This window comes from Streptomyces sp. D2-8 (assembly GCF_023184515.1).
Taxonomy (GTDB): domain Bacteria; phylum Actinomycetota; class Actinomycetes; order Streptomycetales; family Streptomycetaceae; genus Streptomyces.
On the sequence record NZ_JAAHBP010000017.1, the window covers coordinates 56,238 to 77,246 of the forward strand.

General features: G+C 68.4%; 12 protein-coding genes. 7 read left to right on the forward strand and 5 right to left on the reverse strand.

Features of this window, described 5'->3' with window-relative positions; all coding sequences use genetic code 11:
* Positions 1 to 70 precede the first annotated feature (70 nt).
* From G3I77_RS26545 to drmB, 4 genes are read left to right on the forward strand one after another with little or no spacing between them, the layout of a single operon-like run.
* Positions 71 to 4,834 carry a DEAD/DEAH box helicase gene (locus G3I77_RS26545; RefSeq protein WP_374386809.1) on the forward strand — a complete coding sequence of 1,588 codons (4,764 nt, stop codon included), beginning with the start codon at positions 71 to 73 and terminating at the stop codon, positions 4,832 to 4,834.
* Positions 4,831 to 6,735, forward strand: coding sequence for a UvrD-helicase domain-containing protein (locus tag G3I77_RS26550; protein ID WP_248507785.1), 1,905 nt, complete (start codon positions 4,831 to 4,833; stop codon positions 6,733 to 6,735). Before G3I77_RS26545 ends, G3I77_RS26550 begins: the two co-directional genes overlap by 4 nt.
* Positions 6,732 to 9,989: a helicase-related protein gene (locus G3I77_RS26555; protein ID WP_248507787.1), complete on the forward strand. Its 3,258-nt coding sequence runs from the start codon at positions 6,732 to 6,734 to the stop codon at positions 9,987 to 9,989. The genes G3I77_RS26550 and G3I77_RS26555 overlap by 4 nt, the downstream gene beginning before the upstream one ends.
* Entirely contained in the window at positions 9,986 to 11,848 is a 1,863-nt protein-coding gene (gene drmB / locus G3I77_RS26560) for a DUF1998 domain-containing protein (protein WP_248507789.1), read from the forward strand. Before G3I77_RS26555 ends, drmB begins: the two co-directional genes overlap by 4 nt.
* Before the next feature lie 16 nt (positions 11,849 to 11,864).
* Here drmB and G3I77_RS26565 read toward each other — a convergent pair whose 3' ends face one another.
* Positions 11,865 to 12,530, reverse strand: a complete 666-nt coding sequence (locus tag G3I77_RS26565; RefSeq protein WP_248507791.1) for an ATP-binding protein — start codon at positions 12,528 to 12,530, stop codon at positions 11,865 to 11,867.
* 198 nt (positions 12,531 to 12,728) lie between these two features.
* Here G3I77_RS26565 and G3I77_RS26570 point away from each other — a divergent pair, with 198 nt between their 5' ends.
* The 3 genes from G3I77_RS26570 to G3I77_RS26580 all read left to right on the forward strand — a co-directional run bounded on the left by G3I77_RS26570 (position 12,729) and on the right by G3I77_RS26580 (position 14,709).
* Positions 12,729 to 13,577: a helix-turn-helix transcriptional regulator gene (locus G3I77_RS26570; protein ID WP_248507793.1), complete on the forward strand. Its 849-nt coding sequence runs from the start codon at positions 12,729 to 12,731 to the stop codon at positions 13,575 to 13,577.
* A complete protein-coding gene (locus tag G3I77_RS26575; protein WP_248507794.1) occupies positions 13,574 to 13,789 on the forward strand; it encodes a DUF397 domain-containing protein in 216 nt (71 codons plus the stop codon). Before G3I77_RS26570 ends, G3I77_RS26575 begins: the two co-directional genes overlap by 4 nt.
* 62 nt (positions 13,790 to 13,851) lie before the next feature.
* Positions 13,852 to 14,709: a hypothetical protein gene (locus G3I77_RS26580; RefSeq protein ID WP_248507796.1), complete on the forward strand. Its 858-nt coding sequence runs from the start codon at positions 13,852 to 13,854 to the stop codon at positions 14,707 to 14,709.
* Between the two features lie 1,012 nt (positions 14,710 to 15,721).
* Here G3I77_RS26580 and G3I77_RS26585 read toward each other — a convergent pair.
* From G3I77_RS26585 to G3I77_RS26600, 4 genes are all read right to left on the reverse strand, one after another.
* Positions 15,722 to 16,093, reverse strand: a complete 372-nt coding sequence (locus tag G3I77_RS26585; protein ID WP_248507798.1) for a VOC family protein — start codon at positions 16,091 to 16,093, stop codon at positions 15,722 to 15,724.
* 381 nt (positions 16,094 to 16,474) lie between these two features.
* Complete coding sequence (locus G3I77_RS26590; protein ID WP_248507800.1) at positions 16,475 to 19,132, reverse strand: beta-galactosidase; 2,658 nt, start codon at positions 19,130 to 19,132, stop codon at positions 16,475 to 16,477.
* The gene (locus tag G3I77_RS26595) at positions 19,129 to 20,034 is read right to left on the reverse strand and encodes a carbohydrate ABC transporter permease (RefSeq protein ID WP_248507802.1); all 906 of its coding nucleotides are present in this window, start codon (positions 20,032 to 20,034) and stop codon (positions 19,129 to 19,131) included. Before G3I77_RS26595 ends, G3I77_RS26590 begins: the two co-directional genes overlap by 4 nt.
* Positions 20,034 to 21,005 carry a carbohydrate ABC transporter permease gene (locus tag G3I77_RS26600; protein WP_248507804.1) on the reverse strand — a complete coding sequence of 324 codons (972 nt, stop codon included), beginning with the start codon at positions 21,003 to 21,005 and terminating at the stop codon, positions 20,034 to 20,036. The genes G3I77_RS26595 and G3I77_RS26600 overlap by 1 nt, the downstream gene beginning before the upstream one ends.
* Between the last annotated feature and the right edge of the window lie 4 nt (positions 21,006 to 21,009).

A 21,009-nucleotide genomic window follows, 5' to 3' on the forward strand; every position in this document is an offset into this window, starting at 1 on the left:
TACGCGCAGCCAGGGGCCGGCCCGTCACTCATGCTTACACCGGACCTCGCTACCCCAGGAGCGCAGAGCAGTGCCGTCTTCGTCCTCTACGGTGATCCAAACCGTTCTCGAGCAGTCCTCCCGTGTCCTGCAGACTTACGCCGTGGACCCCGGCCTCGTTGCCGAGCACGCCAACGGCGAGCGCCGTATCACTCAGGGCGGATACGGTGATCGCCAGCTTTTCGAACTCGTTCAGAACGCGGCCGACGAAATCGCCGCAGAACCGGGCGGGCGAGTCCATGTTGTCCTGACAGAAACCCATCTGTACTGCGCGAACGAGGGGAATGCGGTAACCGCAGAAGGCGCGGAAACTATTCTCCGAATGAGCATGTCGAAGAAGCGCGGAGGTCAGATCGGGCGATTCGGAGTCGGCGTTAAGTCAGTCCTCGTGGTCACTAACGCACCGGAATTCTTCAGTGCCACCGGAAGTTTCGGATTCGACCGCGTGTGGTCGTTCGAGCAGATCAAGGCAGTTCCTGGTGTAGCGACGCGCTACGGCCTCGAGTTCGACGCCCCGGTCCTCCGGATGGCCCGCCCGCTCGACATGCGGGCCGAGCGGGCTTCCGACCCCGTCCTGGACGAGCTGCTGACCTGGGCGACCACCGTCGTGCGCCTGCCCCTGCTCCCGAAGGCCGACGACCGGCTGGGCCGGGACATGCACGGCGGCCAGGCCAAGGACCACGGCGAACCCCGTGAGGAGTTCCCGGTCGGCTTCCAGCTCTTCTCGCCGCACGTCGCAAGGGTCGTACTGGAGGACCGTCGGCCCCGCCCCATGGCCCGTCGGACACTGACCGCCCAGCACGCCGGCAACCTGCACACCGTGGTCGAGGAGCGGACCGGGCAGGCCCTCGCCACTGAGCGATGGCGCGTGTTCACCACCAACCACGAGCCCAGCCGGGAAGCTCGCGCGGATGCCGGAGAGCTGCACGATCGGCTATCGCTCGAACTCGCCTGGGCCGTGCCCGCCCTGGAGCGGGATGCGGAGACCGGTCTGCACGTCAGCCCACGGTCGCGCGGCCGCGGAAAATTCTGGTCCTTCTTCCCGACCAAGTACGAGATGTCGCTGAGCGGCATCCTCAACGGCGCCTGGAAGACAAACGAGGATCGGCAGAATCTGCTCGACTCCTCCCCGTTCAACCAGGAAATGATCAGGGAGTCGGCGCAGTTGGTCGTCGACTCCCTCCCGGCCCTGGCCCCCGCCGACGATCCTGCCGCCTACCTCCCGCTGCTGCCCGGCCGCATCAAGGAGGCGATCAGTTGGGCCGATGAGTTCCTCACCCGAGAGATCTGGGACCGCGCCTCGCGCGGTCCGTCGCTGCCCGACCAGGACGGCGTCCTGCGCGTCCCGACCGAACTGCGCATCCACCCGCGGCTCGACAGGGACCCGAAGAAGCTCTCCAAGTGGCTGCGGATGTGGCACGAGTGCCCCGGACGCCCCTCGGACTGGCTGCACCCGAGCGTTGAGGCGGACGGCCTGCGCTCCGGAAAAGTGGAGCACATCATCGGCGCGGCCGGTCATGGGCGGGCCGATGTCCGCCCGTGGCTGGAGGCCCTGGTCGGCAGCGGCACCGTCGAGGCGTCAGCCGTGGCTATGCGCATCGTCGCGGACATGATCGAGGCGGCCTCCCCGTACGCCGAGGAGGCACGCAAGGCCCGCATTGTGCTCACCGAGGAGCACGGTCTCGTCGCCCCAGTGCAGGGCAAGGTGTTCCGTCGCGCTGAGCAGGGTGGACTGCGCGAGTCCCTGGTGTACGTGGTGGACAAGGTCGCCCACGACCCGTCGCTCGCGCACGTGCTCAACGTCCTCGGCATTCGGGAGGCCGATGTCGAGGGCCGGTTCTTCAGCGTTCTCGACCAGGGCTTTGACCACTACAACGAATCAGACTGGAAGCGATTCTGGGAGCTGTTCCGCCAGGCCGGGACCCGTCGAGTGGCCCACAAACTTCTGGAGCGGGTGCCCACGCCGCGCTCGACGCTCCGCGTGCGGACTGTCGACGGACGGTTCCGACCGGTCGAGGACTGCATGCTGCCGGGTGTGGTGGTGGATGCGAAACGCGACCCGAGCGTCGCCGTCGACATAGCGTTCCACTCCGACGACACGCCCTTCTTCTCCCAGATCGACCTGCGGGAACGACCGTCCGGTGGAGCGCAACCCAAGGCGGACGAAGCATGGTTCGTGGAGTACCGCGAAGCCGTTCACGCCGCCTACCTGCGCAGCCTGGACACCCGCGCCCCCCGCCCTTCGCTGAACCGGATGAAGGTCGAGGGCGCCGCGATCGGTGGCACGCTACACCTTCTCCCTGCCCTCTCCGAGGAGTCACGCGCCGCCTTCCTGAAGGTGCTGCCGGACGATGCCGTGGTGGACAACTGGACGCGTCAGATCGGCGCGCAGACCAGCACCCGACAGGCGGTGGTCTCGCCGATCCGGTGGATGCTGAGGAAGTACGGCAGGGTCGCCACCTCCCAGGGGATCAAACCGCTGAAGGACGCCGTCGGCCCTCAGCTCGCCGCCTACCGTGACGTGCTGCCGGTCGCTGATATCTCCCCCGAGAAGGCCCGCAAGCTAAGGCTCCCGACCACCGTCGACGAGGTGCCCGCCGACCGCTGGGACGCGCTCCTTGACGAGGTGTCCCGTAGCGAGGACGACTCCTTCGTCGGCGCCACCTACGTGATGCTGACTCGCTTCGGCGCGGACTTTCCCGAGGACTCTTTGACCCGTTGCCGGATCGGCGACACCTGGGACACCCGACCCGACGACGAGATCACCCTCGCTGTCAATGCCGCCGAGTACCGGGCGCTCCGTGCCGAGCAGCTGCCTGCGCTGCTCGTGCCGACCCCCGAGGACGCCGAGCTGATGGTCGAGAAGTGGGGCATGCTCCGCTACTCGGCCGTGATCAGCCGGGAGACGCGCGAGGTGGCCGAGGGGGAACCAGTGCCGCTCGTCGAGCTCTATCCGGCCCTGCGCCAGCGTCTGAACAGCGGGAACCGTAACAGCCTGGTGCAGTGCTGCACCGAGCTGGAAGAGATCACTCGCACGCCCAATGGCGCCCACGCCACCCCGCTCAAGGCAGTAAGTCAGAACGGCATCGTGAAGGTCCGCGTCCCGCTGGCCCCCGAGCCGATGCTGATCCTGATCGACCACGAACTCGGGCTCGGTCTCGGAGCGGCCGGGTGCCGAGCCGTCCTCCAACACCAGGACCGCATGGCGCGGGACAGCGCGATGCAGGCCGCGCGGAAGGCCGTACGCGAAGCCAAGGACGTGGTCGCCAAGATCGAGCTGCTGATCGGAGCGGAGGCGCTGCGTGTCGGGCTCCCTGAAGGATTGATGGAAGCCGAGCTGCAGGCGGCCGACGGCGTGGAGCCGTCCGGGCGCCGTATCGCGCAGATGGCGTTCAACTCACACGGCGACGGGGTACTCCAGCAGCACGCTCGGGACATCCAGGCGCGCTTCCCCAACGCACCGGTTGGCTACACGGGTTCGTCGGCCGCCATCGCCTTCGTCTCAGAGCTGAAGCTGCCTGTCGCGTTCGCCGGCTCGAGGACTCCGTCCCCGCCTCCGTTCGAAACGGTCGAGGGTCCTCGGGACTTCCCAAGTCTCCACGGCTACCAGGAGGACCTGGTCCGGAACATCTCCACCATGCTCGACCGGCTGGCCCCTCAGCGCGGCATGCTGTCCCTGCCCACTGGAGCGGGCAAGACCCGGGTCACCGCCGAGGCCGTGATCCGCTGGGTCAAGCGGGTCCACGACCTCAAGGGTCCACTGCTGTGGATCGCGCAGACAGAGGAGCTGTGCGAACAGGCTGTCCAGAGCTGGAAGTTCGTCTGGAACAAGGTCGGCGCGGAGCGACCCCTCACCATCAGCCGACTGTGGAGCAGCAACGAGGTCGGGAATGTCGTCGACCACCCCCACCTGGTGGTGGCCACCGACGCCAAGCTGGATCGATGCCTGGGCACCGACCAGTACGCCTGGCTACGACAGGCCGCGCTGGTGATCGTGGACGAGGCGCACACCGCCATCTCCAAGCGGTACACCGAGATCCTGAGCCAGTTGGGACTCACCCAGTACGAGACCCAGCGCCATCTGCTCGGCCTGACGGCGACCCCGTTCCGCAACACCAACGAGGAGGAGACCCGCCGTCTGGTCAACCGCTTCGGCAACCGCCGTCTCGACGAGGGCGTCTTCCCGTCCGGAGACCCGTATCGGGACCTGCAGGAGTGGGGCATGCTCGCCCAGGTCGAACACCGCACCCTGAAGGGCGGCAAGATCGAGCTGACCCGCGACGAGAAGACCCACGCCGACCGCATGGCGATGCTGTCTCGCTCCGCCGAGCAGCGGCTCGCCGACGACCACGACCGAAGCCGACGCATCGTCGACGAGGTGGCCGCTCTGCCGGAGGGCTGGCCCACCCTGCTCTTCGCCACCTCCGTGGACCACGCCAAGTACCTGGCCGCCATGCTCAACGACCGCGGCATCCGATCCGCAGCCGTCGACTCGACAACCAGCGCCCAAGATCGTCGCAGTCGTATCGAGAGTTTCCGAAACGGACGCATTCGTGTGCTCACCAACTACGGTGTATTGACCCAGGGTTTCGACGCGCCGGCCACCCGTGCCGTGGTCGTGGCCAGACCGGTCTACAGCACCAACGTCTACCAGCAGATGATCGGCCGTGGCCTGCGTGGCCCCAAGAACGGCGGCAAGGACACCTGCTTGATCCTCAACGTCAGCGACAACATCGCCAACTTCGACACCCGGCTCGCCTTCACCCAGTTCGAGCACCTTTGGAGCCGTTCGTGACCGACGCCTACCTCGACAGTCCTTCGCTCACCAAGGAACAGCAGGCCGTGGTGGAGCGGCCATGGAGCGCCCGCGTGCTGGTGACCGCCGGCGCGGGGACCGGCAAGACCCACACACTGGTGCGGCGCCTGGACGCGTTGTGCGGGAACGAGGACCCCGAGGAGGCTTTGGAGGCCTCAGAGATTCTGGTGCTCACCTTCTCCCGAGCGGCAGCTCGAGAGCTGCGGGAGCGGATCGCCCGTCACGGGGAGCGCGCTCACCGGGTGCGGGCGCAGACCTTCGACGCCTGGGCGTACGGGTTGCTGCGGCAGGCGTATCCGGACACGGACTGGAGCGGGGTCTCCTTTCTGGAGCGGATCGAGGCCGCTGCCCGTGCGGTCGAGAAGGGGGCGCTGGAGGCAGGCGACGCCGTACCCCCCGCACACGTGGTCATCGACGAGGTGCAGGACCTCCTGGGTGACCGCCGGGACCTCGTGGAGACGCTGCTCGATCGCTTTCAGGAGAGCTGCGGCTTCACCATGGTCGGTGACGCCGCGCAATCGGTCTACGGCTTCCAGATTCCGGACCTCACCGAACGAGCCGCCGAGACCGGCCGATTCTTCGACTGGCTGCGCGCCTCGTACCCGGACGACCTCGTCGAACTGCGCCTCACCAAGAACTTCCGGGCGGCCACCCCGGAGGCCCGGATCGCGCTGGCACACGGGCAACGCCTCCAGAACCTCACGGATGCCGACGAGGCCGCGGCCCACTACGGGGAGATGCGCGAGCTGCTCCTCGATCCGGCGAACGGGCTGGGAGCCCTCGCCGACCCGTTCAACCTGGACGGACTGCGCGACTTCCCCGACACCTGCGCGATTCTCACCCGTGACAACCGGCAGGCCCTCGTCGTCTCGGAGCTGCTCCACGAACACAGCGTCGAGCATCGGCTGCGGCGCCCGCTGGAGGACCGCCCGGTCCCGTACTGGGTGGCCGAGCTGTTGCGCCGCACCGAATCCGCAACGCTCTCCGAGGACCGGTTCCGGTCGCTGTTCGTGGAGATACCCCTGCCGTACGAGCCGAACCCGGAAGCCGTGTGGGCCGTGCTGCGCCGGGCCGCAAGAGGCCCGGGGCGAGGCGTCCTCGACCTGAAGCGGATGCGCCGCTTGGTTGCCGACGGCCGTTTCCCGGACGAGCTGGCCGATCCTGAGACGGCGCGGATCGTGATCTCCACAGTGCATCGGGCCAAGGGGCTGGAGTTCGACCGGGTGATCGTCCTCGCCCCGCCGACCGTCGCGGAATTGCGGCAGCAGTTCAAGGAAGAGCTGGACCTCCCTTCCGAGGCCCGTGCTCTGTACGTGGCCATGACCCGTGCCCGTCAGGACCTATATCACATGGACCGGCCCGAGCTGCCGGTCTTCAAACGGGCCGGTGGCAGGAGGAACGGCCGTAGATTTTTGGGCGGTTGGAGGTCGTACGACCGGTACGGGATCGTCGGCGAATCCGGTGACGTGTGCGCGGACAATCCTCCTGGCCACGACGCCGACGCCGTGGCGACCCAGGCCTACCTTCTGGAACGCGTCGCCCCCGGCCATGAAGTGGTGCTGCGCAGGCGCCACGACATGCCGCTCGGCGAGTGGCAGAGCCCGCCGTACGCCCTGATGCACGACGGGCGGGAGATCGGCGAAACCTCGGAGCGGTTCCGGCAGGAGCTGTTCCAGGTGCAGAAGGTGAACCGCACGTGGGATCCCTGGTGGCCCGACGAGATCCACGGGCTGCGGGTGGACACCTTGGAGTCCGTCGCGGGCAGCACTGCCGCCAGCGCCAATGCCGGCCTCGGTGACCGGGGTGTGTGGATCGCGCCGCGGATCACCGGTATCGGAAGGTACCGACGGGCGGACGACGACGAGGAGCAGCGCGCATGAGCGACGCGGAGAACCTGCACGCCGAGCACTACCGGGTCCGGGACGAGGAACTGCTGGTGGGCCTCCGACGCGAGCTTCTGGGCCCTGCACCGGACGCCGCTCCGGAAGACCGAGAGGAAGTCCTCGCGCAGGACGCCCCGATCGACCGCTATCTGGCTGGTGTCCTCTACCCAAGGTCGGCGGACGCCGAGGCCGAGCAGCGGATGCTTGAGGACCAGGCGGAGCATGATGGCCTGGACACAACCCCCCTGCCTACCCACGACAGCGTGGAGGAGTCCGGGACAGCGCAGGAGGTCGGCGCCGCCGGGTCCCGCCGGCCCTCCTCCATGGGACTCACCTTCGCGATCGACCCCGCCATAAGCGATTCCGTCCTGGTCTGCGCGCGGGCTGCCGCCTACCGGCCCACGGACGCGGACGGCAACCCTGTACCCGCCCGTCGCGCCGAGGCCCGCACCACCTCCGACCAGCAGGAGCACTGGCGGCGTGAGGAACTCACGTTGCCCGACACCACGGTGGACGTGACCACGCCTGCCCCCGACCTGCGGTTCGAGTTGGCCGACGGAGTCGGGCTGCGCGTCAACGTCCGGTGCCCCGATGCGACGGTGGGCACGGTGACCGTCACGGTGACCCTGGTCAACACGCACAAGGTCGGCGAGCGGGAGTTGCAGGACGCGTTCTCCCTCTTCCAATGCGGGCTCGTCGTTCGCGCGGCCAACGGATCCAGCGCCTTCGTCGAGCGTCCCGCTCCCGATGTCGCGCACGATCCCGAGGTCGCCACCAGCCGCCTGCTGCACCGTCATGCCCCGACCTTCGCCGTCGGGCACGGGTGCGCCGCCGAATGGGACTGGGCGCCGCCGCCGATCGGTGTGAGCGACTCGGTGCGGGCCGGTGTGTCGGAGGTGCGGAGCGAGTTCGTACCGACCGTGGAGGTGCTGCTCACCGACTCCAATCCGGAGATCGACAGCTCCGCCCTCTCCATGCTGGGTCTGGCGGAGCAGCCCGATACGGAGGTCCTCGCCGCGCTGGAGACGCTCGTCGCGGGCTACGAACGGTGGATCGACCGCAAGCAGGTCGAGGCCGATGCCCTGCGCGGCAGTTCGTACGAGAAAGCCGCCTGCGGCCAGGTCGAAGCGTGCCGCGAGGCGCTGGGCCGGATTCGTGAGGGCATCGATCTTCTGCGCACCAAGCCCGACCTGATGCGGGCCTTCCGGCTCGCCAACCGCGCCATGGCAGACCAGCGGGCCCGTAGCGCCTGGGTGAAGCGGGGCCGCAGCGGCTCCCCCGAGCCTGCCATGGGCCGCTGGCGCCCGTTCCAGATCGCCTTCGTCCTGCTCTGCCTGGCCGGTATCGACGACCCCGAGCACCACGACCGCGAGGTCTCCGACCTCCTGTGGTTCCCCACCGGTGGTGGCAAGACGGAGGCGTACCTCGGCCTGATCGCGCTCACCTCTTTCCTACGCCGGATCAGGCTCGGTGCGAAAGGCGGCGGCGTCACCGTGCTGATGCGGTACACCCTCCGTCTGTTGACCCTGCAGCAGTTCGAGCGCGCCACGATCCTGCTCTGCGCCATGGAGCGGCTGCGTGACGCCAACCGATCGGAGCTGGGCTCCGAGCCGTTCTCGCTCGGCATGTGGGTCGGTGAATCGGCCACGCCCAACAAGCTGACGGTCGCGAGCGCCCAACTGGCGGAACTCCGCAAGGATCTCGACAAGCGCCTGGCGACCAAGAACCCTGTCCAGCTGCACGCCTGCCCCTGGTGCGGTACCCGCTTGGACGCCCGCGCGTACGAGGTCGACGAGGACGCGAAGCGCATGTACGTCCGCTGCCCTGGCGCAGGCTGCGACTTCGCGGATGGTCTGCCCGTCCACCTGATCGACGAGGCGGTGTACGACGCCCGACCGACGCTGGTCATCGCCACCGTCGACAAGTTCGCGTCCATGCCGTGGCGTCCAGACACGGCCGCCCTTTTCAACCGGGACGACCCGAAGGATCCCACGCCGCCGCCCGAGCTGATCGTCCAAGACGAACTCCACCTCATCGCCGGTCCGTTGGGCACGTTGACCGGTCTTTACGAAACCGCCGTCGACGAGCTCGCCGGACGCCCCAAGGTGATCGCCTCGACGGCGACCATCCGACGCGCCGCCGATCAGGGCCGTAGGCTCTTCGACCGCGAGGTCCGCCAGTTCCCGCCCGCGGGCTTGGATTCCCGGGACTCCTGGTTCGCCGTGGAGACCCCACGCGCGGACAAGGCGAGCCGCCGCTACGTGGGCCTCCTCGCCCCCGGCACCAGCCAGTCAACGCTGCTCATCCGCACGTACGCGACCCTGCTGCACCGAGCGCAGCAGGCGAAGACCTCGGACGAGGTACGGGACGCCTACTGGAGCCTGGTCGGCTACTTCAACAGCCTCCGGCTGCTCTCCGCAGCCGAACTCCAGGTCCACGACGACGTGATGGCGTACCTGGAACTGCTGGCCGCACGCGAGGAGACCACCGTGCGTTCCATCACCCACTATTCGGAGCTGACGAGTCGCATCGACGCGAGCGAGATTCCTGCCCGCCTCAAGGGCATCGAGCGCCGATTGCCCGACGCGGATGTCGTAGACGTCCTTCTGGCGACGAACATGATCGCGGTCGGCGTGGACGTCGACCGGCTCGGCTTGATGGCCGTGATGGGCCAGCCGCAGACCACCGCCGAGTACATCCAGGCCACCAGTCGCGTCGGCCGCTCCCACCCCGGTCTGGTCGCCGTGATGCTCAACGCAACCCGCTCACGCGACCGTTCTCACTACGAGAATTTCCTGCACTTCCACTCCGCGCTGTACCGCGAGGTCGAGTCGACTTCCGTCACCCCCTTCTCCGCCCGCGCCCGCGAGCGCGGAATGCACGCGGTGATCGTCGCGCTGACCCGGATCATGCTCCCGGAGGCACGTCCCAACGAGGCGGCAGGCTTGGTGGAGTCGTACGAGCAGCGCATCCGTGACGAGATCAAGCCCGTCCTTCTCGACCGCGTCCGCGCCGTCACACCCGAGGAGGCCGACGCCGTCTCCCGCGCCTTCGACGAATTCGTCGACTGGTGGTGCGACGAGGCCGACATCCACAGCGGCCTGCTCTTCGAACCCCAGAAGGGCAAGCGCACACCCTCGCTTCTGCAGCCATACGACGATGAGGCCGAGAAGGCCGAGGCCTGGCCCACTCTGTGGAGCCTGCGCGATGTCGATGCCGAGTCTGCCCTGTTCATGGAGGCCACCCGATGACCCCGCCCCCCGCGCGCCGTCGCCGTTCCGGCGCGGTAGGCTCGGCGACCGCCCACAACCTCCCGCGTCGCGGCGCGGTCCGTCGCGCCCAGGCGATCACCACGTATGGCGTCGGTTCGCTGATCGCGGTCAACCACGAGTCCTTCGTCGTCTCCGGCCTGGACGGGGCCGACGAGCACTGGAGCACGGACGAGGCTCCGCGCATTCACGAGCGTCGGCTCGCTCGCATCCTGGGGGTCGAACACTTCCGGCTGCCGCCCGCATCCGACGAGTTCAGCAAGGACGGCATCCGGGTCCGCCGCTTCCCGCTCATGCATTTCTGTCCCGAGTGCGATGAGTTGCGCCGCCATCGCGACTTCAACCCGCCGTCCGGCAAGAGCGTCTGCGGCACCTGTGAGGCGGACCTGGTCCCCTCCCGCTTCGTTATCGCCTGCGAGGCCGGCCATCTCGACGAGTTCCCGTACTGGTCCTGGGTCCACCGGGCCGCAGGGCGGGGCGCGACGACCGCTGGTAAGTGCGGTGGCACGCTCAGGCTGCGCACCTCAGGCCGCAGTTCCTCCCTGCGTTCGATCCTCGTGTCCTGCACTTGCGGGGTGCCCGAGGTGTCTATGGAAGGTTCATTCCGCAAGAACGCGCTCAAGGACCTGGGTCTGCGCTGTCGGGGCACCCGCCCGTGGCTCGGCACTTCCGAACCGGCCGAACCCTGCGTCCGCACCCCACGAACCCTCCAGCGTGGTTCCTCCGCCGTCTGGCAGCCCGTACTGAAGTCAGCACTGTCCATCCCGCCCTGGAGCGACGGTCGCGCGGACCCGCTCGCTCCGTACTGGGGCCGGCTGCGCGATCTGAACGACCGGTCCGATGTCGAGATGTGCCTCAAGGTCCTGTTCGGGGACAAGTGCCCCGTCCCTCTTGACGAGGTGATGGAACTTCTCGCCGCCGAACAGGAGGAGGACACCACCGGGGAGGAGGAACGCACCTTCGACCACCACTATCGTGCTCTCCGCAACAAGGAGTACGAGCATCTGCGTGCCGGCAACGACGAGCGCGAGCGTTCCCGCGAGGAACAGTTCATCTGCGAGACCCCGCTCGGCGATCCGACCGCACTCGACGGCATCGGCGTCACCGGCCCCATGTTGGTGAAGAAGCTCCGCGAGGTCCGCGCGCTCAAGGCGTTCACCAGGCTTGCCGATCCCGACTCGCTCTCCGACGACAATGAGGCCAAGCTCTCCGCAGCGCCCCTGAGCTGGCTGCCCGCCATGGAGGTACGGGGCGAAGGCGTGTTCCTCCGGCTGGCCGAGGACCGTCTCGCCGCGTGGGAGAAGGCCCCCGCCGTGGCCGCGCGCGCTGAGCGCATCAGCACCGCACACCGACGGATGATGGAGCAGAGGGCCTCCGACCCCACCCAGGTCCAGCCCTCTCCCGCAACCCCCCGCATGGTGCTGCTGCACACCCTGGCCCACGTTCTGATCAACGAGTGGAGCTTGGACGCCGGCTACCCGGCCGCCGCCCTCCGCGAACGCCTCTACGCCGACGAGGAAATGGCGGGCTTGCTCGTCTACACCGCCACGAGCGACAGCGCAGGGAGTCTCGGCGGCTTGGTCGCCCAGGGCGAGCCCGAGCGGCTGGCGGGCACGATCCGGTCCGCGATCCGCCGGGCCTCCTGGTGCTCCGCCGATCCCCTGTGCATCGAGTCCGAGGCATCCGGTACCGGCGGCACGAACATGGCGGCCTGCCACGCCTGCGTGATGCTCCCGGAGACGAGCTGCGAGCACAACAACATCCTGCTCGACCGCGCGCTGCTGGTCGGCACCCCGGAGGATCCCGAACTGGGCTTCTTCGCGGGCATACTGCACCACTGACCTGGCGGGTGAAGCTTCACCCCTCTGGACGTAGGTCGGCGCAGTCGACCTCGAACCGCATCTGCGCCCGGTCAAGCATGTCGTCCGCGTCGCGACCATGAGCTCGAAACCAGTGGAGAAAGTCGGTGATCGCCGCGATCACCGTCTCCTCCGCCACAGCCGAGGTCAACCTGCCGACACCGGCGCTACGCCGGGGTTGTGCGGCAGCAGCGTAGTGACGGAGAAGGGCCTCGGCCCGAATCACAGCGGGGGCTTCCACGTGACCGTCAGGCGCGATGAGCTTTGTGGTGAGCTCGCACCACGTGACCTTGCGATCCGGGTGCAGCAGCACACCCCAGCGATCGGCAAGGGCTTCCACGAGCGCCATCCCCCTCCCTTCCTCGGAGTCCGCGCCCGCATCTCGGAGGATGGGAAGGGCGCGCGTGTCGGGGTCGTGCACCTCAATGCGCAGGTGTGTGCCCTTCATGAGGACGGCCAGCGTCGCAGGGGTGCCGGGTCCGACGTGCGTGATGACGTTGGACACCAGCTCGCTGACACACAGTTGGGCGTCGTCGACGAGCTCATGCAATCCCCAGACCCCCAGGTGCAGCCGCATGATCCGGCGCAGGCCGGCCACCTCCGCGGGCTCGGCCGTGAAGGCGATGTCCCATGGTTTGCGCGGCAGGCAGGCTTCCTGACTCACGTGGACCCCTCTCGTCGCAGTTGACACCGCATTGGCAGCACAACGTCACGAATGCTCACGGTGAGTTGCGCTGATGACCAGAGTGAGGGGAACGCATCCCGTTCTGCAATGTGCAGGAAGGGATTCCCACTTCTGAGTGATTGGCAAGCACCCCCCTTGGCGCGAGACTGAACGCTCGCTATTCGAAAGAGGGTTGAGATGGCCGGATCACCCACGGCACGCCGTCGGCGCCTCTCGATCGAGCTGAAGAAGCTCCGCGAGAAGAGTGCCCTCACCTGCGCCCAGGTCGGCGAGGCCCTGGACTGGAGCGGCTCAAAGGTCAACCGGATGGAGACGGGCAGCGGACGCGTCCAGCCGTCGGACATCGAAGCCCTGTGTCGCTTCTACGACACGAGCGACGAACTGCGCGAGTTCCTCAAGTCACTGGCCCGGCAGGCCAAGGTGCGCGGTTGGTGGCAGGTCCACGGCGCGGGCGTGCCCGAGTGGTTCAACATCTACATCGGCCTTGAGCAGGACGCCTCCACCTTCCGCCAGTACCAGTGCGAGCTCGTACCCGGTCTTATGCAGACCGAGGAGTACGCTTCCGAGCTCCACAAGGCCGGGGCGCACATGTCGCCGCAGGACATCACGAAGGCAGTGCAGGTGCGCATGGAACGCCAAGCCATGCTGAGGCGACCGGATGCTCCCGACGCCTGGTTCATCGTGAACGAGGGCGCCCTGCAACACGTGATCGGGGACCGCACCCTGATGCGGGAGCAGATGGAATGTGTCCTGGAGACCGCAGGCCTGCCGACCGTGACCCTGCAGGTCCTACCGTTCGACTCGGGGACTTACCCGGCCACCGGCTCCTTCACCATGCTGGGTTTTCCGGCCCCGGAAGACCCGGACATCGTGTATCGAGACGGCATCACCGATGCCATGTACTTGGAGGGCGAGCATCATGTCCGTGAGTACACGAGGGCGTTCGACGGCCTCCGGGCCGCGGCCTTGAGTCCTCAGCGCTCGACCCTGTTGATCGAGTCGATCTTGAAGGATTACGCAACGTGACAATAGAAGCTTCCAGCGGCAGCAGCCGTCTGGTGTGGTTCACATCGTCCTACAGCAACGGTGCCGGAGGCGAGTGCGTCGAGTGCGCGCTCACCGGCGAGGACGCACTCGTCCGCGACTCGAAGATCGCGAAGTCGCATGTGATCACAGTGGGAAGCGATGCTTGGCGCTCCTTCGTCCAGACGGTGAAGCACGGTAGGACGGCAGGCTGACACAAACGCGGCAGCCCTCGCTGACGGAGACCGCCCGCAGTGTCACTGCTACGTTCACGCGTATGACGATCTCGGTCTCCACAGGCCAGGCTGTTGATCTGCGGGTGCAGCCGGTTGACGAGGTTCTTGACCGTGTCGAGCGGTCCCTGCAGGTGCGCTTGCTCCCGGACACAGCGGTACGCAAACGTCGATCGGTGGGGGCCAGGACGAACCGCGACACCTGGGTGCGGATCGAGCGGCGCCAGCTCGCCAAGATCTCCGATCAAGGGTGGAACGGCACGGAGTGTGCCGCGCATCTGGAAGGCATTGCCCAACCCGACTGGCACGGATGTGTGGTCTGGCGGGACTCGGACGGGCCGGTGATGTGGCGGGCCGACGAGACCGCACTCCTGCCGGGAGCCCCCGTCGGTGCCGCTGTGTTGAGTTCGGCCCCGGGACTACCGGACGAGTGGTGGGAGGCGCTGAACGCCTCGTTGGACGCACTGGCGGCTCAGGACACCGGGCGGATCGCGACACCGGACACCGTCACCATCACCCAGGCCCTCGTCACCGAGACCATCCGCTGTGTCTTCTCCACCGACTTCGATACGACCGTCGATCGGTGGGTACCGGCCCACGCGGATCTGAACTGGGCGAACATGACCGCGCCGCCGTTCAGCCTCTTCGACTGGGAGGACTGGGGCAAGGCACCGCTGGGGCTGGACTCAGCCTCTTTGTGGGCGAGTTCCCTTGCTGTCCCGGCTCTGGCCGAACGCGTACGACACGAGCGCCGGTCCGACTTCGAGAGCCGGGACGGCAAGCTGATGACGTTGTTCGTCTGCTCGAAGATTCTCGGGCCGTACGCGCACCCGAAGGACCCTCGGCTGGAGCCCGCGGTTCGCATGGCCGAGGAGGCCATCGATGGGCTCCAGGCAGGCTGAGCCCGCTGACAGCTGAGCCTGTCTCTTGGTTTCAGGCGGCAGCACGCAGGGCGTTGCTCGCGGAGAATTAGTCCTTGTCTCTTCGTAGCGCCTCGGGCTGCTGGTTGGCCAGGACGTACTCACGGCCGCCCGGTTCTCCCGAGGTTGGCGCCTCCGGGGCGAGTGTCAAGAGCGCCCTTCGGGCGTCGGCTGCCGCCGATTGCGCTTCGCTTCACTCTTGACTCTCGCCCCTCCACCGCGGGGATTTGCCCGGCCGGGCGGCCCAGGGGTGGGGCGGCGGGGAACGGTGGGGAGTGGTGCCGGACCGTGGCCGGGTTGCGGGTCCGTGGTGGAGGGACAGGCCGTCGTGGGTCATGGTCCGCGGCGGCTGTAGCCCGCCCAGAGTGGGCCACCAGCCCGGTCCAAAACCTCCTCGACCGCAGCAGTGAAAAGGGCCGGTTCGGTCGCCGGGGTGGAGAGCGCGGCCGACGCGGCCTCGGTCAGGCGGGTGTGCAGGTCGGGGTCCGCGGCTGCCAGTCGGCGGGAGAGCCATGCCGCCGCCGAGCCAGTGGCCGTCCGTCAGCAGGGCCAGTTCAGCGGCGCGTTGCAGGAGGTGGGTCACCAGGTACACCCGTTCCAGAGGGTCCGGGCAGCCTCGTAGGTCGTCGAGCAGGTCGGTGAGTGCGTAGCGGTGGTAGTCCAGCTCCTCCGTGGAGAGGGGAGGCGGTCCGGCGGCCAGGCGTTGTCTGGACTCGGTCTGGAGTCTTGCGCCGAGACCGTCGGAGTCGGCCAGGAGCACGCCCTCCGCGCACATGGATAGGAGCGGGGAGCGGCGTTTCGCCGTTTCGCGGTCTGCGAAGGTGTGCCAGGCCGTGTCGGTTTGCACGAACAGCTCCACCGGCCAGCCTCGGTACATCAGGCTCTCGCGGTACGGGGCGGGCGGGCCGGGCAGCGGGGCGGGTGCCGGGCGCGGTGGGGCCGCCCTCGTAGAAGTACGCGGTCAGCGTTGGCGACCGGCCCGCCCTCGCTGCCGCTAGCCCAGTTCGCCCCGTTCGATGCAGAACTCATTGCCCTCCGGGTCCGCCATGACGACCCAGCCCTTGCCGTCGGGGCGGGTGTGGTCCTCCATCTGGCGGGCGCCCAGGGTGAGGGCCCGTTCGACCTCGGCGGCGCGGGTGCGGCCCGTGGGCTTGAGGTCGAAGTGGACACGGTTCTTGGTCGCCTTGCCCTCCTCCACGCGTATGAAGAGCAGGCCCGGTCCGTTCGGGTCCTCGATGAGTACCTCCGAGTCGCCGGGTTCGTCGATGGCGGAGATCGGATGGCCGAGCAGCTCGCTCCAGAAGCGGGCGAGTTCGTACGGCTCTCCCGCGCAGTCGAAGGTGATGTGGCGGATGGTCGGGTGCAACGGTTCTCCCCCGTGGGTGTGTTCGCCGTGTGATCGTGCACCGCAGGATGGCTGGGGCGGCGGGGGCTGTCGACCTATTTACCGTTGTCGGGGAGTTTCCGTCGCCGCCGAGGTTGGCGACGATGCGGCGCAGGACGTTGATCGTGGTGACGAAGTCGGCCGTGGAGATGCCCTCGTGGGTGGCGTGGTGGACCTGGAGGTTGCGTTCGCGGGCACGGAGGAGGGCTGCTTCGCCCTCCTCCGTGAGGGTCATGGCGCCTGTCGCGTCCTCCGTGAGCCAGCCCTCGGGTGGTCAGGTCGTCGTAGGCCTCGTCGAAGTCGGTGGCCTGGTCGTCGTCAACTTGCGGAGATCACGGCCGTCAGCCACGTCAGCATCCCCCTTCAGTCGGAGGACTCCAGCCACAGCGTGCGAAGCTCCGGGACCTCCGGTCCGGCCGCGCCCCGCACCAGCAGGGTCAGCCCGGACCAGCCCGGCGGGATCCAGAGGACGTCGGCGTTCCCGCCGGAGAAGTCCGGCCGGTCGCCGGCCCAGACCCGTCCCACGCACTCCCCGCCGGCCCATCCGGTCACCCGGATCTGTGTGCCGTCCGGCCGCAGGAGGAGTCCGCCGTGGGATGTCGGCAGTTCGATGTCGAGCCATGCCTCCTCACCCGGTGCGAGGGTCAGCGGCAGCAGGACCTCATGTCCCTCCGCGGCTTCGGTGGCGAAGGCGGTCAGCAGGTCGTCGTCCTGCGCGGAGCATGTCCAGTCCGTCACCGGGTCCAGGGCGAGCAGTTCGGCACGGAGGCCGCCGCCGCTGGGGTGGTGGGGCAGCGTGACCGAGATCCGGTGGGTGCCGGCGGGCAGCGGGATCCACGGATCCTCGGCGGGGACGGTATGGACGGTGTGCGGCTCGCGGGCGGTGTCGGTGGTGTGCGGCTCGTGGACCGCGTCGGCGGTGTTCGGCTCGCCGCTGGCCACGGTGACCCGCACCGGCTCTACGACCCCCTCGAGGTGCAGGGCCGCGGCGGTGGCCGACTGGATATCGCGGGTGTAGGTGACGGGGAGTCCGACGCGGGTGCTGCTCCAGCCGCCGAGCTCGCGCAGGGGCGCCGGCCTGCCTGCCCAGTGGCCGTGGACCGACCACAGCGCCGACACGTCCGCCGTCTCCCGGACCGTCCAGAGTGTGCCGAGTCCACGCAGCGCGCCGAGGCGGAGGGCCGGCAGGCGCGCGTCGTCGAAGTTCGCGTGCCCCCAGATCTCCACGACGGCCTCGACGTCGACGGAACCGGTCGCTTCGCGGACGTCGATCCGCCGGGTGGCCCCGAAGTCGGCGATCGTCGGGCGGGCCCGGCCGGCGACCGACAGATCGACGATGTCCGCCGCCCCGACGAGCAGCAGCTCGTCGACGCCCGTGAGATCCGTCGTGGTCCGGTAGGTCCCGCGCCCTCGGTACACGCCGAGCGACTCCAGCGTCGGCGGCAGCTCGTGCCGACCCGCCGCCCGCTCGGGAGCGGTGTCCGCCCGTCGCCGCGCGCGCCGCACCGCGACGGGTGCCGGTGCGTGCCGCGCGGGTGCCGGTGCGTCGAGACGCACGGTGCCGTTCCGGTCCGTGGAGCGCAGGCGTACGGCGTCTGCCGGGGCCAGCGCGACGAGGGTCAGCCCTGCGGCCGTCACCCGCCGGGACGCTCCGGCCGTCGGCGCCGGTATCTCGACCCGGAGGTCCCCGATGACGACGGTGACCGGCACCTCGGAGGAGAACACCAGCAAGCCCTCCCCCGCCGCCACCAGATCCGCGGACGCCAGAGTGAGCGTCCCGTCGTGGCCCCAGGGCCTCAAGGGCACGTCCACCAGCATCAGCGGACACGAGTCCGCCGCCACGGCGACCGGCACCCCGTTCACGACCGCCGTTCCCGTCCCTGTTCCGGTTCCCGTCCGCGTCCCGAGATGCGGTACGGCGAGGAGCCGGCCGCCTCCGTCGAGTCGCAGGGCAGACGGTGACGAGCTGGTCGGGAAGTCGGTGGTGACCGGCGTGTGCGGGGCGGTCGGGGTGGCGAGCGCCAAGCGCGGTCCCAGGGTGTCGATGACGCGGGCGAGGATCTGGGCCTCGGCGTACTCGGGGCGTTCGGTGCCGGTGGAGGAGACGTAGCCGCCGAAGTCGTAGCCGTGGCTCATGAGGTTGCCGGGCCTGCCCCAGTTTCCCGCGGACGGGGTGTACCCGAAGTTCCAGCCGGAGGACTGGAGATAGGGGGCGATCAGGGAGGCGCCGCTGGCCAGGAGCCGGCGCAGGGTGCGGTGGCGGCGGTTGGTCTCGGTGATCAGCAGGGGCAGGTCGCGCTCCGCCAGCAGCTCGGCGTAGCGGCGAACTTCGGGTTCGATGTGCGGGGAGTCGTCGTCCGGGTAGAAGTTGCACGCCGGGACGACACCGGGGACGTCGCCGGTGGCGCCTTCGAGGTCGCCCTGTCCGGAGCATGCGATCAGCGGCACGGTGATGCCGTGACGGACGGCCTGGTCGCGCAGGGCGGTGAGATAGCCGGTCCGGTCCTCGCAGTCGAAGAAGTCCAGCTCGTTCTCCAACTGCACCATGATCACGGGTCCGTTCGCCGGGTACTGGCGCTCGGCGAGGAGCGGCAGCGCCTGGTCGAACCAGGCGGTGACCCGGTCGAGGAAGCGCGGCTCGTGCTGACGGACCCGCAGCTGGGGGTCCAGGCCCAGCCAGGCCGGCAGCGCACCGCCGTCCCACTCGGAGCAGATGTAGGGGCCGGGCCGCGCGATGACGTACAGCCCCTCCTCCCGCGCGAGGTCGAGGAAGGCGGCGACGTCCCGCCGGCCCTCGAAGGACCAGCGGCCGGGGGCCTTCTCGTGGAAGTTCCACGGCAGGTAGACGTCCACGCAGGTGTAGCCGGAGGCCCGGACCTGGGCGAGCCGGGCGCGCCATTGTTCCCGGGGCAGACGGAAGTAGAACAGGGACGCGCACAGCACGAGCTGCGGACCGCCCTCGAAACGGATGCCGCGGGCATCGAGCGCGATGCCCTGGTCGGTTGAGGTGGGGTGGCTCACTTGACTCCCGCGCTTCCGCCGCTGATGTCCATTTCGTACAGGTACTTCTGGCCGAGGTAGTAGACGAGGATCATCGGCAGGGCGAGCAGGATCGAGCCGACCATCACCAGGTTCCAGGGCGGTGCCTGGCCCGCCTGCGAGGTGGCGGTGATGTACTGCACGCCCAGGGCGAGTGGCATCTTCGACTCGTCGTTGAGGTAGATCAGGGGGCCCATGAAGTCGCCCCAGGTATGCGTCAGCGTGAAGATGCCGATGGCGATCAGGACGGGCCTGAGCATCGGGAACATGATCCGCCGGTAGATGCCGAAGAAGCCCAGGCCGTCCATCATGGCCGCCTCGTCGAGCTCGCTGGGCAGCCGGGAGACGAACTGCCGTACCAGGAAGACGTTGAAGGCGTTGGAGAAGAAGTTCGGCACGATCAGCGGCAGGAAGGTGTTCACCCAGCCCAGGTCCCGGAACAGGATGAACTGAGGGATCATCGTGATCTGCGTCGGGATCATCATGGTGGCGATGACGATGAGGAACATCGTGTTCTTGCCCGGCGCCCGCAGCCGGGCGAAGGCGTAGCCGACCAGGCCGCTGGAGAGGACCTGCCCCACCACCGAGAACAGCGAGATGAGCACCGAGTTGAGCAGGAAGGTGCCCACCGGCAGCTCGGTGCCGAACACCCGGGAGAAATTGTCCCAGTGGAACTCGCGCGGGATGATCGTGAACGCGCCGTTGTTCACGGTGGCGTCGCCGGCCAGGGCGATCGAACCGACGAAGACCAGCGGGGTGGTCAGGATCGCCGCGACGATCAGCAGGGTGCCGTAGGTGAAGGGGGTCGCGCGGAACGCCCGTACGGCGGGGGCGTTCCGGTCCTCGTGCCCGCGCTTGCGCACCGGGGTCGCCAGGGTCGCCATCACTTCACCTCGGTCTCGTAGAACACCCAGCGCCGGGTGGTGCGGAAGGCGATCACCGTGAACACCAGGATCACCAGGAACAGCAGCCAGGAGATCGCCGAGGCGTAGCCCATGCGGTAATAGCTGAAGGCCTGGTCGAACAGGAGCGGCACCATGGTCTGGGCCGCGTCGTAGCCCGCGGGGTTCTTGCCCTTCGGGATGAGGATGTAGAGCTGCGAGAAGATCTGGAACGCGTTGATCAGGCCCATGATCAGGTTGAAGAAGATGATGGGCGTCAGATGGGGCAGCGTGATGCTCCAGAATTGCCGCGTCGCGCTCGCGCCGTCGACCTCGGCCGCCTCGTACAGCTCACGCGGGATGCCCTTCATCGCGGCGAGCAGCAGCACGGTCGCGGCGCCCGCCCCCCACGCCGACATCAGGATCAAGGCGGGCTTGACCCAGGGGCCGTCGAGCAGCCAGTTGGGGCCCGACAGTCCGAACAGGCCGAGGAAGTCGTTGATCGGGCCGTTCGGCGCGAGCACCATCCGGAAGATCATCGCCGTGGCGACCAGCGGGATCAGCGTCGGCAGATAGATCAGGGTGCGGAACAACTTGCGGGCCCTGACCTGCTTGTTGAGCAGGTTCGCCAGCCAGAGCCCGAGCACCAGGCCCAGCGGGACCGAGATCGCCGCGTAGTAGAAGGTGTTCCACAGCGCCTTCCAGAACGCCGGGTCGTCGGTGAGGATCCTGGCGTAGTTCTGGAAGCCGACCCACTGCGGCGAGGTGAAGGAGTCCCAGTCGGTCAGGGAGTAGTAGATCGACGCGATCATCGGCCCGAGCAGGAAGACCAGGAAGCCGATCACCCACGGCGAGATGAACAGGTAGAAGGAGAGCGCCTCACGGCGCCTGCGCTGGGAGAGCTTGGGTTTTCCGGGTGAGGGGGACTTCTCCGCGGCCGTGGGGGCGGCCTTCGGGGCGGTCGAGGTTGCCACAGCC